19 protein-coding genes and 1 pseudogene are annotated in these 14,984 nt (G+C 40.4%); 5 read left to right on the forward strand and 15 right to left on the reverse strand.

Going from position 1 to position 14,984, the window contains the following annotated elements; genetic code table 11:
- Nucleotides 1-91: 91 nt before the first annotated feature.
- Entirely contained in the window at nt 92-1,459 is a 1,368-nt protein-coding gene (locus ACFVU8_RS09330; RefSeq protein WP_387426954.1) for an MFS transporter, read from the forward strand.
- Between the two features lie 195 nt (nt 1,460-1,654).
- On the opposite strand, the gene ACFVU8_RS09335 is transcribed toward ACFVU8_RS09330, so the two are convergent.
- Nucleotides 1,655-2,119 (reverse strand): DinB family protein, encoded by a 465-nt coding sequence (locus tag ACFVU8_RS09335; RefSeq protein WP_379468867.1) that lies wholly within the window; start codon nt 2,117-2,119, stop codon nt 1,655-1,657.
- A 492-nt stretch (nt 2,120-2,611) separates the two neighbouring features.
- Here ACFVU8_RS09335 and ACFVU8_RS09340 point away from each other — a divergent pair, with 492 nt between their 5' ends.
- Nucleotides 2,612-3,640 carry an NAD-dependent epimerase/dehydratase family protein gene (locus ACFVU8_RS09340; protein ID WP_379468865.1) on the forward strand — a complete coding sequence of 343 codons (1,029 nt, stop codon included), beginning with the start codon at nt 2,612-2,614 and terminating at the stop codon, nt 3,638-3,640.
- Between the two features lie 89 nt (nt 3,641-3,729).
- On the opposite strand, the gene ACFVU8_RS09345 is transcribed toward ACFVU8_RS09340, so the two are convergent.
- Nucleotides 3,730-4,302 (reverse strand): TetR/AcrR family transcriptional regulator, encoded by a 573-nt coding sequence (locus ACFVU8_RS09345; protein WP_387426957.1) that lies wholly within the window; start codon nt 4,300-4,302, stop codon nt 3,730-3,732.
- A gap of 244 nt (nt 4,303-4,546) precedes the next feature.
- Between ACFVU8_RS09345 and ACFVU8_RS09350 the strand changes: the two genes are divergently transcribed.
- Nucleotides 4,547-5,425: an MBL fold metallo-hydrolase gene (locus ACFVU8_RS09350; protein ID WP_387426959.1), complete on the forward strand. Its 879-nt coding sequence runs from the start codon at nt 4,547-4,549 to the stop codon at nt 5,423-5,425.
- Between the two features lie 326 nt (nt 5,426-5,751).
- Here ACFVU8_RS09350 and ACFVU8_RS29980 read toward each other — a convergent pair.
- From ACFVU8_RS29980 to ACFVU8_RS09385, 7 genes and pseudogenes are all read right to left on the reverse strand, one after another.
- Nucleotides 5,752-6,033, reverse strand: a pseudogene (locus tag ACFVU8_RS29980) (serine hydrolase domain-containing protein); the annotation flags it as partial.
- 39 nt (nt 6,034-6,072) lie between these two features.
- On the reverse strand, nt 6,073-6,423 hold the full coding sequence (locus ACFVU8_RS09360; protein WP_387426962.1) for a hypothetical protein: 351 nt from the start codon (nt 6,421-6,423) through the stop codon (nt 6,073-6,075).
- Nucleotides 6,424-6,689: 266 nt separating this feature from the next.
- Nucleotides 6,690-7,529, reverse strand: coding sequence for a GNAT family N-acetyltransferase (locus ACFVU8_RS09365; protein ID WP_387426964.1), 840 nt, complete (start codon nt 7,527-7,529; stop codon nt 6,690-6,692).
- Between the two features lie 350 nt (nt 7,530-7,879).
- A complete protein-coding gene (locus ACFVU8_RS09370; RefSeq protein ID WP_387426967.1) occupies nt 7,880-8,593 on the reverse strand; it encodes a tyrosine-type recombinase/integrase in 714 nt (237 codons plus the stop codon).
- Nucleotides 8,594-8,837: 244 nt separating this feature from the next.
- Nucleotides 8,838-9,482, reverse strand: coding sequence for a hypothetical protein (locus ACFVU8_RS09375; RefSeq protein ID WP_379468855.1), 645 nt, complete (start codon nt 9,480-9,482; stop codon nt 8,838-8,840).
- A gap of 170 nt (nt 9,483-9,652) precedes the next feature.
- Nucleotides 9,653-10,006 (reverse strand): hypothetical protein, encoded by a 354-nt coding sequence (locus ACFVU8_RS09380; RefSeq protein WP_379468851.1) that lies wholly within the window; start codon nt 10,004-10,006, stop codon nt 9,653-9,655.
- A gap of 426 nt (nt 10,007-10,432) precedes the next feature.
- Nucleotides 10,433-10,675, reverse strand: a complete 243-nt coding sequence (locus tag ACFVU8_RS09385) for a DUF7667 family protein (RefSeq protein ID WP_387426969.1) — start codon at nt 10,673-10,675, stop codon at nt 10,433-10,435.
- Between the two features lie 128 nt (nt 10,676-10,803).
- On the opposite strand from ACFVU8_RS09385, the gene ACFVU8_RS09390 reads away from it, so the two are divergent.
- Entirely contained in the window at nt 10,804-11,025 is a 222-nt protein-coding gene (locus ACFVU8_RS09390; protein ID WP_387427232.1) for a helix-turn-helix domain-containing protein, read from the forward strand.
- Between the two features lie 13 nt (nt 11,026-11,038).
- Here the strand turns inward: ACFVU8_RS09390 and ACFVU8_RS09395 are convergent, their stop codons facing one another.
- From ACFVU8_RS09395 to ACFVU8_RS09405, 3 genes are read right to left on the reverse strand one after another with little or no spacing between them, the layout of a single operon-like run.
- On the reverse strand, nt 11,039-11,365 hold the full coding sequence (locus ACFVU8_RS09395; protein ID WP_387426971.1) for a YolD-like family protein: 327 nt from the start codon (nt 11,363-11,365) through the stop codon (nt 11,039-11,041).
- Between the two features lie 14 nt (nt 11,366-11,379).
- Nucleotides 11,380-11,667, reverse strand: coding sequence for a LexA family transcriptional regulator (locus tag ACFVU8_RS09400; RefSeq protein ID WP_387426972.1), 288 nt, complete (start codon nt 11,665-11,667; stop codon nt 11,380-11,382).
- Entirely contained in the window at nt 11,660-11,857 is a 198-nt protein-coding gene (locus ACFVU8_RS09405) for a hypothetical protein (protein WP_387426975.1), read from the reverse strand. Before ACFVU8_RS09405 ends, ACFVU8_RS09400 begins: the two co-directional genes overlap by 8 nt.
- A 209-nt stretch (nt 11,858-12,066) precedes the next feature.
- Between ACFVU8_RS09405 and ACFVU8_RS09410 the strand changes: the two genes are divergently transcribed.
- Nucleotides 12,067-13,182 (forward strand): fibronectin type III domain-containing protein, encoded by a 1,116-nt coding sequence (locus tag ACFVU8_RS09410; protein WP_387426977.1) that lies wholly within the window; start codon nt 12,067-12,069, stop codon nt 13,180-13,182.
- A gap of 246 nt (nt 13,183-13,428) precedes the next feature.
- Here ACFVU8_RS09410 and ACFVU8_RS09415 read toward each other — a convergent pair whose 3' ends face one another.
- Genes ACFVU8_RS09415 through ACFVU8_RS09425 form a run of 3 tightly spaced genes read right to left on the reverse strand, consistent with a single transcriptional unit; the run spans nt 13,429 to nt 14,882 of the window.
- Complete coding sequence (locus ACFVU8_RS09415) at nt 13,429-13,737, reverse strand: hypothetical protein (RefSeq protein WP_387426979.1); 309 nt, start codon at nt 13,735-13,737, stop codon at nt 13,429-13,431.
- Between the two features lie 3 nt (nt 13,738-13,740).
- Nucleotides 13,741-14,457 carry a hypothetical protein gene (locus ACFVU8_RS09420; RefSeq protein WP_387426980.1) on the reverse strand — a complete coding sequence of 239 codons (717 nt, stop codon included), beginning with the start codon at nt 14,455-14,457 and terminating at the stop codon, nt 13,741-13,743.
- Nucleotides 14,454-14,882, reverse strand: a complete 429-nt coding sequence (locus ACFVU8_RS09425; protein ID WP_387426981.1) for a hypothetical protein — start codon at nt 14,880-14,882, stop codon at nt 14,454-14,456. The genes ACFVU8_RS09420 and ACFVU8_RS09425 overlap by 4 nt, the downstream gene beginning before the upstream one ends.
- Nucleotides 14,883-14,984 lie beyond the last annotated feature (102 nt).

Raw genomic sequence — 14,984 nt, forward strand, 5'->3', positions numbered from 1 at the left:
CTTTCAGTCAATGAGATTATAGCATAGGATGCGTTGGATCGAATAATGGATTTCAAGTACGATTGCATTACTACGATTGGGGGAACTTATAATGAGTGTTCGCAGCAAGTGGTTAATGATTTCAGTTGGGCTCGGAATACTATTGAATCCATTAAATTCTTCTATGGTTTCTGTTGCTATTCCTAGTTTGCAAAATATGTTCCAGCTTGACTACACAGGTGTTTCCTGGATTATTTTTTCTTTCTATATTGCAAGCAGCATCGCTCAACCTGTCATGGGAAAAGCCAGTGATTTATTCGGCCGCAGGAAAATATTCCTGACCGGGCTTGTAGTATCCTTCATCGCATCATTATTAGCTCCAGTATCACCAGCCTTTGCTTGGCTTATCGTGTTTCGTATTGTGCAAGCCATAGGAACTAGCATGATGGTTGCTGTTGGCATGGCCATTGTGCGAATTCATGTTACAGAGAGACAAGCTACTGCGCTGTCTGTTTTGTCCATTTTCCTATCGGGAGCGGCTGCTATTGGACCTTTTATTGGCGGGGTCATCATTCATTGGTGGGGCTGGCCGGCTATCTTTTTCGTCAATATTCCATTCGTAGTACTCAGCTTTCTATTATCCTGGAGGAATATTCCTGGGGACGAACCGTCAACAAACGTTGCAACAGGCATGTCCTTTCGTAAATGGTCTGATTTGATGGATGCCTCGGGGATCTTACTCTTCACAGTGGGGCTGGTTGCTATACTCTTTGGATTACTTTCTGCAAAAGCATCCGGGTATATCTCATTAGGAAATGTTATGATCTCACTGATCGGGCTCGCTCTGCTAGGGACGTTCGTATGGCATGAGTTAAAAGCCAAGTCACCTTTTATTCCTTTACGTACATTCGCCAAATATCCTGCGATGACTTGGGTAAATATCGAATTCATGCTTGTTAACGTACTCTATTACTCGCTCTTTTTTGGACTTCCCTCCTACTTGCAAATGGTTCGTCATGTCAACGAGTTCCACACAGGGATTCTCATGCTAAGTTTAGGCTTATGCTCTCTAGTTACTTCGCCGATAGCAGGAAGATGGATCGATAAATCAGGACCAAGGCCAGCATTGCTGCTGTCTGCGATTCTGATGACATTAGGTTCGGTCTGGCTCGTGACCTTGAATCCAACCTCACCGGTTATTAGCGTCAGTTTGGTATTGGCCGCATTCGGAATTAGCAACGGGTTGAACAGTGTAGGGATGCAATCAGCTCTGTTCCAAAGTTCTCCGAAAGAAATCATCGGTGTCGCTTCCGGACTATTTAACACATCAAGATACCTGGGCACCATCCTCTCTTCATTATTGATAGGGATCGTGATGGGAGGTAAATTCAACTTCGCAGGATTCCAAGTGCTGGGGATCATCCTCACGGTCATTGCATTGTCCTTGGTATTCATGAGCCGGCGGCACCGGGCTCACTAGATTGTTACTTGCAAACGGAGTTGCCCTAGAAGAAATTTTAGAATGGGTGGAAAATAAAAAATAGGGACTTTAAATTACTCATGAGTAATCTAAAGTCCCTCTTAATTCATTTAGATGATACGATCGATAGAACTCGAACCTCCACGGCTGCTACCACGCTGACTGAACCGCTTATTGCTATCCAATGAATCGTTTTTACAAAACTCTTTCTACTTGTCCCATGTGATGATGATCATGACGTGTCATTTCAACAATAAAATCTTTTAGCACAAAAGGATTTCCATCTACATCATTGTATACATTGGTGAAAGCTTCTTCCGGGATTGCCTGAAGATCTTCCAATACAGCTTCTCTTGAGGAGATTAAATCAACAAGGATTTCATCCTTTGTTTTGCTTAAAGCCCACTCCCCTGCTTTACGGTTGAATTCTTGGATCTCCTCACCATCGGATAACCCTAATGGACTATTATGCAAAATGGCGCGAGTAACCTCGTCATGAATATACTTGTCCCACAGTACAATATGGCCGACGACCTCCTTCACCGTCCACTTTTCCGGACCCAGGGGTGTTAACCATGACTGTTCTTCGTACTTATTAAGATTTTTTGCAAAGTTGATCCATTCTCCATACCCTAAAATAATCTCGTTTTTCGTGCTCATCTTGAACCTCCTGAATATTTCGCTTACACCCTTTATTGGCTCTTGCCAGTGCACCATCATAACCCTTAAAGTGGACTTTAAGTCAATGTTATTTTCTGCAAACCAGAAATTAAGGTTAAGTTCTGGTCTACTATCTACTGCTCAATATTTTCTTGACTATATAAAACGAATAAAAAAGTAACACAGAGCGAGAAGGAACGAAGGAGAAGGTTTGGAACTGTAGGAGCGAAGCGCCCGCCTTTGTACCCAGATTTCAACCGCTAAGAGCGGTTTACAAAGAAGAAATCTGGGTACAACAGCGGCCGGAAGTCCAAACATTCACCGTAGTGACGCCCAAGCCTTAAGTAAGAATCTTAAATTCGTCTTATATAAAACAAAATATAATTTGACTTAAAGTCGACTTTAAGCCTTAACATTATATTGGAGAAATACAGTCACAATAATCAAGCGATATTAACGGCATTCAATTTTGTTGAGAGGGGATGCGAAAGAATGGAACTAAACGATAAGATTGTCATTATTGGGGTAACAGGTTACATCGGCGCATGGGTTGCCAAGAAGCTAACAGATATGGGTTATAACCAGATTGTCGGAACGTACCGAAATGAAGCAAAAGCTGGGCAGCTTCAAACGCTGTTGCCAAACGTGAACTTTTACAAAGCAAACCTGGGTGAAACAGAAAATTGGCACGAAGTTTTAAGTGGGGCAAAATGGATCTTTAATCAGGGGAGTGCCTCCAGTCCAAACGACAAAACATTTAAAGATAGGGGCCGCACGAAAGAAAAAGGAATCCGCATGCTCTTACAGATGGCTGTTGATACGGGCACTGTCAAAAAGATCGTGCACACCACTGCAGAGTCAACCATTGCATACGGCAATGAAGATCTGTCAAAAACGACGTTTACAGAAGACGATTGGACTAATGAAGACAGGGAAGGCTTGTTCGACCACAATATGGTTTCAAAAACGATGGAAGAAAAAGCAGCCTGGTCGTTTATCCGCTCTCAAGAAAATACAACCAACATAATCATGACCACGATTCACCCTACGCATGTTATGGGACCAAGCTTTGTTCCTTGGCACAATGATATGATTTATGCCATGCTTCGCGGCGATAGAGCTATGGCAGATTCGCAACTGTATGGGGTTGATGTGCGCGACGCAGCGGCAATGAATATTGCGTTGATGAAATCGACTGAAGCGAATGGGACGCGTCATTTCGCCTCTGCTTTTAAATCAACATACTCTACTCTCTTAAGTCTGATTAAAGAACAATTTACAGATGAGCAGATTAAATCCGTATTAGGCGATGTTGCTCGAATTATTCCTGGAGAAGAAGCGGCGGATATATTGAGCCATTGTCATGCAACATCATATTATCAAGATATGGTACCTCGTATGTTAAACCGTGTAGTGTACAAGACGAACTATCCTGAAGCGTACGCGTATGAGTATACAGAACCGAATACTACGGTCATACAAGCTATGGAAAAAATGTTGCAGGATAAAAACGAAAGATAACATATAAACATAAATAAAAGTGTAGCCTCTCCATTACGGAAGGATACACTTTTTTTGTTCATCATTACCTGGAAAAGTCCTCACAGTTCTCATTTGATATAGCCCTTCAAAATAGGCAATATTTTCACCGCAAAATCCTCTGGGGAATCGGGCTTTCGCTTAAGGTTCCAACGATACGTAGTCCCATATATGGACCAAGTCAGCATGTTCGCCGCTATTTCCAATGTTTCTTGATCCGTATCCTCACAAGCTTTGACCATCAACTGTAAAATAAAATCCTCTAATTGATTCTTCACATTTTTCTCTACTAGAGAAGCAACGGTATCATAATTCTTCATACACCGTTTATTCGAAGCCTCGTGATACTCGCATAAAGAGATAACTAAATTTTTCATTGTTTCTTCTGAGAACTCAGCATTGGGATCGACTCTTCTATATACAAAATCCATAAAGCTACTAGATAAAAACCGATCAATGAGCGCATATTTATCAGTGAAATGGGCATAAAAAGTAGCTCTGTTGATCGTTGCCTGTTTCGAAATATCACTAACTGTTATGGAATTAAAGTCACGTTTGTGCAGTAAATGGTCAAATGCTTCTACGATGAGTTGGCGTGTTCTAATCACACGAGGATCAGAATGATTAATTTGCGTGCTTGGCATCTAACCCTTCTCCTCCCTATATGTTGCTTCTGCAATTATCAATTATAAACAACTGTCGCGTTAACAACAAGTGATAGCTTTTAAATACAAATCTAGTGAGTCCTTTGCTTAAGCGACAAATCAGCGTTATTGTTGGTTGAACCCGCCCTCTTTAGCTATTAAACTTACAACTACAGCTTAAGTAACACGCGTTGCTTTTGTATGTAAAGCAAAGTCTCATAATAGTCAAATGGAGGGAAACAACATGTCCCACAATAATCAACCACTTACTCAAGTGCCTGCGGTTTATCATAAAAAGATCGGTGAGGTCGCCGTTACCGTCGTTTCCGATGGCAATTCCACGCTTCCATTCTGGCCTTACTACGAGTTAGTAGAGGATAAAGGAAAAGAATTGCTGCACAACAATTTCGAGACTAGTCCGCTTGTGCTAAACACGAATTGCTTCATTATCAATGTGAACGGTCGACTTACCCTGATCGATGCTGGTCTTGGCATGGGGGTAGGCGTTGTACTGCAAAATATTAAAGCAGCAGGCGTAGATGTTAATGACATTGAAACCGTACTATTGACACACATCCACCCCGATCATTCATATGGTCTTATTCATACCGATGGCACGAAAGCTTTTCCAAACGCAGAGGTCGTCGTGCGGGATATCGAATATGCTTACTGGATGGACAATGGCAACATTAAGAATCCATTAGATGAAATCGAATCCGCTAATTTTAAAATGGCACAAGATGCGTTTGCACCTTACCAAGGGCAGATCCGTACTTTTACTAACGCTGACAAAGAACCTGTTTCCGGTATTCAGGCTATTGAAGCACCAGGCCATACGCCAGGTCATACCGCTTATCTCATAGAATCGAATGGGGAGAAGCTGCTCATCTGGGGGGACATTCTGCATAATGCAGCTATCCAGTTGCTAAGACCCGAAGAAAAAATTATCATGGATGTTTTGCCTGAGCTGGGTGTCGAAACAAGAAAACGCATTTTGGAATTCGCAGCTACGGAAAAACTCCTTGTTTCCGGTATGCACCTTGATTTCCCTGGCTTCGGTCATATCCGTAAACAAGAAGATCACTTTGTGCATATTCCGGAAAAATGGCAACCGACATTGTAAGGAAGCTGCTTGAACGATAAAAAGAAGGGTACAGGTGCAACATGCCCTGTCCCCTCCTTTTTAACTAAATTTCTTAATATTCTTAACTTCTACCCAGAGAATATGATGAATATCTCAATATTTTAACAGGTGGACGCGATAAACGAGAAAATAAGTAATAACTGCCGCCGTGCCTGTTCGGGAAGCACAACGAGCGACGCGTGATAGAGAAACGTGTCCCAGCCTTTGGTCAACGCCTTCATCCCGTATTCACTGAAAGGATACAGATGAACGCTGTCCCAGCCGAGACCGTAGCCTATTGAGTTGTCCGCATCGTCAGGCCACGAAGTAATCTGTTTGTAGCGTTCATCCGTCATCGTAAACTCGGGGATATACTGGACAACCGACGTATCCCGATCGATTTCCCCTTGATCGACCAACTGCATAACGGCAACCGTGGTAAACATTTTACTCGTCGAGCCGATCCCATACATCGTGTCTTTCGTGAGCGGCCTCTGTCCCTGCTCATCATTCTTGCCGGATTGACCGGATACGACGATACAGCCATGATCGATAAGGGTGTACTGCACGCTGTTAGTATCGTATGTTTTCGTCAGGAGATCTGCCCTTTATAAACATCATTAAAATCTCCACCTTTATTTAAAGAATCAATTAGTTTTAATAAACCAGGTGTACCAACCACCTCGAAACCTCATAACACGCCAGCCTTTTTTTGATTTTGCATAGATTAAAACAGGGGTCGATTCTTTTTGACCCAAAAGTGCATTAATTTTCACAGTAGATGATTGAACATAATTGATGAGACCTGCTTTTTCACTCTCATTGATTTCAGGTTCAACGTATACATTATGAGCAATTTGTTTCATATTTGAGTAGTTGACTAATACAGCATTTGTTTGCTTAGCATAGATCAAATATAAGAACAGTAAAACAAGAGTGAAGATCAGAATGGTAGAAAAGCCGATTATTTTGATCCTTTTTGTTCTGAGTAATATCAATGCAATACTCTCCTTATTTGAATACTTGAAGATATGTATTGTTTAGATATTAACTTATTCATAAATCCGTAATAAGTTGAACAAAGGCAGTCGATCCATTGACCGGCTGCCTTTGTGTCGTTATTGAGCTAACGTGTCCCGTTAGGGTAATGAGAATCGGAATTTATTGGTATAGCATTTCCCGCCCGCAGTTGAAGCTTTAGATGGCATCTCACGGAAGGGGAATGGCTTTGAAGAAAGGGGAAAGCCTGAGGTTTAATAAAGAGTCAGGTCCTACTCGGTTCATGCAAAATTGGGGTATAGATCGAAGAGAACAAATTGTATTTTTTATTCTCTTTGAATCCTAATTTTTGTGCCATTCGAAATGAAGGCACGTTCTGAGTATCGCAAGTCCAATTCGGTATTACACCTCGATTCAAACAATCCCCAATGAAATTTCTCGCAAGTTGAAAGCCAAAACCCTGACCTCGCGCTGATTCATTCACATGGATGGAGAGCTCTGCCAATCCGCCCCCAATAAATGCAGCATGACACAATCCTATCCCTTGTCCATCTGATGAGAAAGCGACCCATCCAACATCATGCTGTAGATATTTTTCTATACTTCCCCAAAGACCTTCTATCTCTCTACGTAGTGGTTCATACGACTGAAGCATCGCTGCATCCATTCTAAACATGCCTTCGTCATTTCCGACTAGTCCTAGACTTTCGAAAACATGACGGTCAAATTCAAATTGTGTCCTACTAATACAAAAAACCCTGTAACCGAATACGCGAAAAATGATTTCATCCCATGATTCGGAGGCGGTTGACCAGAATAATCTAAAGTCATTGGCAGAACCATTTACGAAAAAATGATCTTTCATCGTAGAAATAAATCCTTCGTTAAACGCTTTATTAACAGCATGACCAATCAAACGTCCCCCGATAAAATCGCTGGACATTACAGCGGCACACTGAGGATGATCTTGGTTATCTACATAGACGATTCCATCAATCGTTTCTTCTAAAATTGAGAGTGGAAAGGGCGTAAATGCCGATTCCTCCCCAGATAATAATCCCTTAACAACATGATACTGATCTCTTTCAATGCGAATAAAAGACATTTAGGCACTCCTCCGTTATGATTAAAGTGACGCATACAAGAAGGTTTGTTTCGTTTCGAACAGGGGCCGTCTGCGGCAGCCCCAGCACTATAGTTCCCAGTTAGTTGAATGTCCGTTTTTTTTCTGTACGGATTTTAGTGAATCTTCAGTAGGTTTTCTATTTTTCTTAGCCATTTAAGCTTATAAAAGTAACTTGTTGGTACACCATGATAACCTTCATACATCTTTTTTAAATGCTCTATGCGATTTCTTGGTAATCCCTAAACATCATATTTCCACATTTTTCTCAAATATCCTGCCCTTTAGTTGAATGGCGACGGATTCTAAAGCTGATCCGTCGCCATTACAAACTAAAAGTAACGTCGATAAAGTTCTCTCCGCCGTTCGCCTCGGAGTTGTGCGTAGATTTGAGTGGTCGATGCCTTCTCATGACCAAGCATTCCTTGAATGAAATCCAATGGAGCACCATTATCAAGGAGTTGGCATGCAACAAATAAGGCTTTGCAGGAATCCGTACAGCTGGACAAGTACTTTTTCAACCATACTTTGCACTCTGTTGTAAAATAAACTTCTCTTTGCTTCGATCCCTTGCCATTAACGATTACTGAACAGTTCTCCCAGTTTATATCTTCGGCATTAATCTTTTCTACCTCCCCAATCCGGCAGCCGGTGCTGTAGAGAAACTCGAGCAGTGCTCTTTCTCTGAGTGACTGACATGAGATTTTTAAGTGTATGACGTCTTCCTCAATCAAAAACTTAGGAATACGCTTATCTAATTTGGGTTCTCTCAATTTTAGAGAAGGATTTGAAGTCAGATAAGTCTCTTCATAAGCATAGCGAAAAAGTGAACGAACAAAACGAATTCGATGGCCAAGACTGTTTGGCTTCAAACGAACTGCTTGTTTTGCCAAGTATTCCTTCAGTGTGGTTAACGTCACCTCTGTGACATCGAGATTGCCTAGCTCCAGCACCAACATCTTGTGCTGCAAAGCGTATGCTTTTAATGTTTTTGGACTGAATCCTTGAATGCGTTTGTCAGCCTCATAACAAACTCCACAACTCATTTAAGTTCATAACAAAACCTCCCTTTAGAAACTATTAAATCTAGTTTGCTTCTAAAGAGAGTTTTAAACGCCTGCTGTATTAAACTAGTGTTTCCAGTTAGCTTAAAACGTAGAAATTAGAGTATACATCTAAAATATCATTGTTGACCAACAAGTTTCTAGGTTCAATATATAATAATTGGACCAAGCCTTCCATCGGTTTTAGTTTTGAAGGTAGCTGCAACAAATTTATCTTTATCTGATTTCAAATTACTACTCCCCGTTTTGAGAGAACCCGATCCATTTCATCAAAATGTTCTTTTTTGCTTGAAGCATAGATCAAATCAAAACTATCGTTATTTTTCATCACTGTTATTATGCTATCATCGTAATTCCCATAAAATTCGATGCCAATCCAATGCCGAAAGGAAAAACCTTTATTACTAAAATTTTCACGAATAAAATCCAAGTCGGTTTGTTCAATGGAATAGAACGAATCACAGCCGTATTCAAGAGCGAATACGGTTTGCAAATAGGCCATCGCATGAAAAAAATCGGTCAATGTTTCAAAATCTTTTTTCCATACCTTTTCATCGTAACTCATATAGACAGGTGGATTGGACCTGGATAAATCGTTTTTATGGATTCCCCAAACACAGACACGTTGATTCTCGCAATAAAAAATTAAATATTCGCTATGTTTGAAGTATTGGAGTTGCTCGGGTTTGATCAAACTATCTTGCGTATGATTCAGCCGCTCGTCTTTACCGAGTTCCAAATAATAATCTATAAACACCTGGGGCAATTCACCAAAATTATTTTTAATGGTTTGTATCTCGTCATGACTAAACCCATTTCGTTTCGTTATATGAAACAGATTTTTTATCATTGTAAAATCAGTCACCCGCATCACACCTTATCCTTGTATAATACTCCATCGATTAACTTAAGAATATTCCAAGTCGGTCTCCTTAACCATCAAGAGAGCATATTATACACCCATTTTACCATATATTTACTCCACTATTCTGCCCGTTAGTTGAGAAAAGCCAGTGCGGTAGACCTTTCGGTATTGAACTATCACGTCAATCTTTCGGAGATAGTTTTACTTATTTCTTCAGGTTTTTTAACTTCAATGATTAACTTTGATATTTTAAATTTACCAACAAGAAAATTATTCAAGTCAAAATGAAGGGTATCAACCTCATTATCAAAAAAGTAGAGATGATAACCTCCATTGAATCTAAATAATCCATTTCTTTTTCCTCCAAAAGAAAAACCATAAAGCTTGAAAGCATTTGGTATGGGTCTACCTGTTGTTACCCCCTTAATCGAAGAGTATGGAATTTGCAACCCGTTATCTAATTTTAAAAAGGGCGGATTTCCAAGATCGATATTTAGATGGGTTTCCATTAATTGAATTGTACGTTCCATTCGTTTAGTCCTCCATTTCATAACGCTTTAGTATTTTTAGAATATATTTACATATTACACCATAGATAATCTTATTTATAGAATTTATTGGGCTAATTTACCCAAGAACTGAACATGCATAGATTAACGGAAACAAGGAGGAGCTCTGCCGTGGCAAACTGCTCCTTGTTTGAATCAACTATCGTTCTTCTTTTGCTCAATACTTACTTGTTTTCTTTCAATAAATATCCAAATATAATATTCGCTTTGATTTTCGTGGTTTCACAAGGTGTTTTCTAGTGTTGAAATTGGCGCTTATGGATATATGAAGGAATGTATAGCTTATTTAATGTTACATGGTGTTGGCGAATGTGTGATCTTTTACGTGATCTTTTTTAAAAGTCACACTCGCAACTTCGTCCATCTCAATTCACTCTATTATAGTGTTTAAGTCCTCGGCACCCTTCCCGTCAACCTCAGAACCTCCAACTTTCTCTGCAGGTCCAACTGCCATTCATGATCATGCGTCGTACTCGCCAGCCTGAACTGATTCTCGATCATCAGGCAATCCCAGCAATACCTGGCGTTCTCGCGCAGGCAGTACTGCAGCTCCTTCGCTTCCTCCAGTGTGAGTGCTCCCTTCATATTCATATGAAAGATTTCGGCTAACCTTAAATGTACGGGCAACATAATAACCAACCTCCTGTATTACCATCCTAATACATCATATGCAGGTGTATCAGAAAGATGATACGCGTATTAGTTAGTTGATACATTTATTTATGTGATGTATACTTTTGGAAAAAGGAGGCTTGTCCGTGATCGTTAATCATGTCAGGGAGATAATGGAGCAGCAAGGAAAGTCCATCAGGGGAGTGGCTAGAGAAACTGGACTTGCCATTAACACGGTATCGGGGCTGTACCATGATACGTCCAAGCGCGTAGATATGGAGACGCTGGACAGGTTATGTAAGCACCTAGAGGTCAGTACCGGAGAATTACTCGAATACATAGAAGACGAAGAAGCCCCGCCAGAATAACGGCGGGGTCTTATTATGTAGTCACTTGAATTACATCGTCGATCTGGATCCAGTCATAATCATACTCCATCTGAAGTTTAATCCGCCGCAGCTGCCTATCAACGGCCAGCACTACGCCCCGAAGCTTAATGTCCTGGACTGGGTCAAATTGAGTGATCGTTATCTGCTCCCTATACCGCTTTGAGTAAGTGAGTACTTGATCGATCAGCTCCCACTCTTGTGAGTCAAGCACCGGCTTGCTACGTAGGCTCTGCGCTCTCTCGTCACTGATAATTCGCAGCTTGTGCTCTGGAAGCATCATCCGGCTGCAGTCAAATATACTGTCTAGTTTACGTACCATGATGTCCGCCCTTCCTAATAATTAGTCCAGTAATCGATATGGCCCCCATCCATGCCCCATGAAACTGTTGCCGGCTGATCCTCGGTCCGCTCCCAGCCCTCGATGACTTTCGCACTTTCAGGTGGATTACCTGGCTGCCATTGGATGTATTTTTCATCCACCAGTTCCAGCAGCCCTTCTTTGATTTTAGATTGCACCCGACCACTTTTTTTCTCGAGCTCTGCAAGTGTTGGCATATGGCCATGGTGAACCGAAGAATGCCGCATGATCATCAACAACTTGCGGGCAGTGTCGCTAAGCATAGCGCTTCTCCGCCACAGGCTGCCATGAAAGGATGCTGGAAGCCAGAAATACACGGGGTGCGCCTGTATTTAAGCAAGTAGCTCTTATGCGGCCGTTACGAATACCGAGCACTTCGATCTTCCGCTGCGTGATCTTGCCTGCTTTGTCCAGGTATATGATTTCAATGGTTTGGCCGATGCTCATTTTCATGTTTATCGCCTCCAATATAAGAACGGTTGTTTGTATTATAACCAAGCGTATGTTCTGTAATCAAGACTTAACATATTTTTCAGTTGGGATTAAAAAGAAATCTATAACTTTCAATCACATTATTGCAGATATAGGCATATATGTTTAGACTATATTATTCCTTATATACTATGATATTGTTTATTCGCATAAAAAAAGGAGTTGTTTTTTTGAAAAAATTATTTGGTCTTTTTTCAATGTTTTTTGTAATGTTGATTCTATCTTTAACAGTGTCTGTCAATACATCCCTAGCAGAAGAACGATATTCTGAGAACCTTATTCCGAGAATGACTTCAGCTACAACACCATCAGGGAAAGTAACCTCAAGCGAATACTGGGATGGTGGAACATCTAATTGGAAGGCATTTGATGGAATTCAGCAATATTCAACATCTCCTGGTGTGTACACTGCTTGGGGAACTACTAAAACCACTGGGTGGTTGGCCTATGAATTTCCAACACCAAGAAAAATATCAAAGTATATTATAGGATATGGAGATTTCGTTGGGACTTCAGAGTTTGGTTCACAGCCTAAAAATTGGACCTTTGAGGGGTCTAACGATGACGCTAATTGGATAAAACTAGACAGTCAAAACAATGTCACTACTTGGGTCAAAAACACACCTAAATCTTATGCGTTTGAAAATAATACAGCTTATAAATTCTATCGTATCAATGTATCTGCAAATAATGGTTCTATAAGTCAAGTAGTAAATTTAACAATTCATGAGCTTCAAATGATGGAAAAAATAATTGAAGCTCCGACTCCTCCTACTAATCTCACCGCTACCGCCGGTAATGCAAATGTAGACCTTACATGGACTTCAGTATCAAGTGCTACTTCTTACACTATAAAACGTTCTTTAGTTTCAGGAGGCCCCTACATTACAATAGCTACTAACATTACAGATGTAACTTATGTAGATAATACAGTTGTGAACGGAATTACCTATTACTACATTATTACGGCGCTTAGAGATACCACAGAGAGCATTAATTCAAACGAAGCATCAGCAACTCCTCATAAGATTGTTCAGCCCGATCCCGAACCAACAGGAGACCGAGCTATCCTTACCATTACACTTACAACAGGAATGAATAAAGAATTTGATCTGCCAATTGCAGAAGTAGATGCATTCCTTAATTGGTATGATACTACTTCCGGATCAGCTCGATACGGTATCGATAAGCACAACAACAATAAGGGTCCATTCAACAAGAGAACAGAATATGTTATACATGATAAAATCCTCACCTTTGAAGTAAGTGAATACACGACTAAATAAACAAAACAACCCCGCCGACCACTTAAGGTTGACGGGGTTGTTTTATCTCTTCTCTAAATTCGAATTGATCCCTGAAAAACCGACTTCCTGCAATCTTGATACTCTCTGGAGAATAGGCTTCGATAATACCGCCATAGTCCATCATATGATCTTTTTAGGATCGGGCTCCTGGAACCAAACGGATATCTTGGATTGTAAAAAGGAAAACACTAAGAAAGTCGGTTGGAGATTAACAGTTTAGTAAGTTTATTCTCCTCCACTATCCGATCCCTGCCCTCCTAAGGCGTTAATTCTATCTTGAGCATTTAAAATCCGAGCATCCATTATCATTACATAAGCTCCTAAGGCTGTCAGCGCCAGATCAAGTAAGAATAACAACCAAAAACCTATTGATCTAGATGAGGTACCCTCCTTTGTAAACCACGCAAGCATACCTATAGCTATAATGGTCATAATTATTACAAAGAGCATTGATGGCCAAAGGCGTTTAGCTATGGTTTCAGTCGTTGGTGAGTTTGCAATTTTCCCTGCAGCATTAAGTAATTGAGGGTCCATTCCTTACCCCCTTAACTTACGTCTCATTAACATAAATCCTGCTAAAGAGATGCTAAGTACAACAGAAGGAAATGTTGCACTGAAAGGAACTTGTGAAACAATTGGAATTACCATTAAGATCACAGCCAGTGCAATACCGATATTCACACCTTGTTTCTCAACAAAATCTCGATTTTTAATCAATTTTTCTAACATAAGTTCCGCCCTCCTATAGTTTGCGGCCCCCAACTTCTCTATCGTTGATTGTTCGTCTGTCTTTAACTTCATATTACCATATGCTGGCTGAGAGTCAAAAGATACCACATTACTATCCTTTACAAAGAAACTCTTTTCAAAATAGTTCAGTAAAGATGGTGATGATGAATTAATTTCTTGTACTATTTCTGGATTACTCACCTTCATTGTTTCAGCTGATACTATAGCCCAACTAGGTCTAGAACGCTTAAACATTGAAGAATTGGAAGAAATAACATTGGTTTGAAAAGCAGTGTTCTCACTTCCAGACATTTGAAGCGCATTAGTTGTTGTAGATTGTATTTGACTGAACGACAGTGGATTCATAATTGCAAGACCAGAAACTGCAGTTGCGATGAAGACTTTAAGTGTACTCAGTAATTGTGGCTTATTTTCATTTTCGTCAACGCTCTGATTCAATAGTGCGTTAGGATAAATCATAAATTCATCGCTATTACTATTACTGGATGTTACTGTTACATTCATATCAATTCTCTGCCGTGACAATATATCGGAAATTGACCAATCAAATCGCCATTAAAGTAAACTTTTGAAACATATTCTCCGTTCTGTCGGAAAACAACATTCTTACAGTCAATTGATAGAGCAAACCCTTGATATTGAACCGGTATGTTAATATTAGCCGGATCGTTTTCAGTTTTGAACCGCAATTCCCCCGTATCTATAATATTTGGTGAATTTTCCTCGTTTAAGGAAAACGTTATGACCAAAGCGTGTTCTATACCGTGTTCCACACCTTGCAGTCCAAGCGAAATAGAAAAAGAGAACGCTCCCGGTACGAAGATTGGATTCAGCGTGGCGTAAGGATTAATGATTTTGAGCTTTTGACCTTGAGGAGTCACCTCCGGATCTGCTGATTCACTGTAGACAAACATACTTACACGTGGCATAAAAATTCCCTCCAAGACTATGTATTGAATTCCTGCTATTTCCATTACCTATCATCTATGAAATAGAGTAATTTGACAATACATTTTTTAATCTCAACGTGA

Source organism: Paenibacillus sp. NPDC058177 (assembly GCF_042883835.1).
In the GTDB taxonomy this organism is placed as follows: domain Bacteria; phylum Bacillota; class Bacilli; order Paenibacillales; family Paenibacillaceae; genus Paenibacillus_AQ; species Paenibacillus_AQ agri.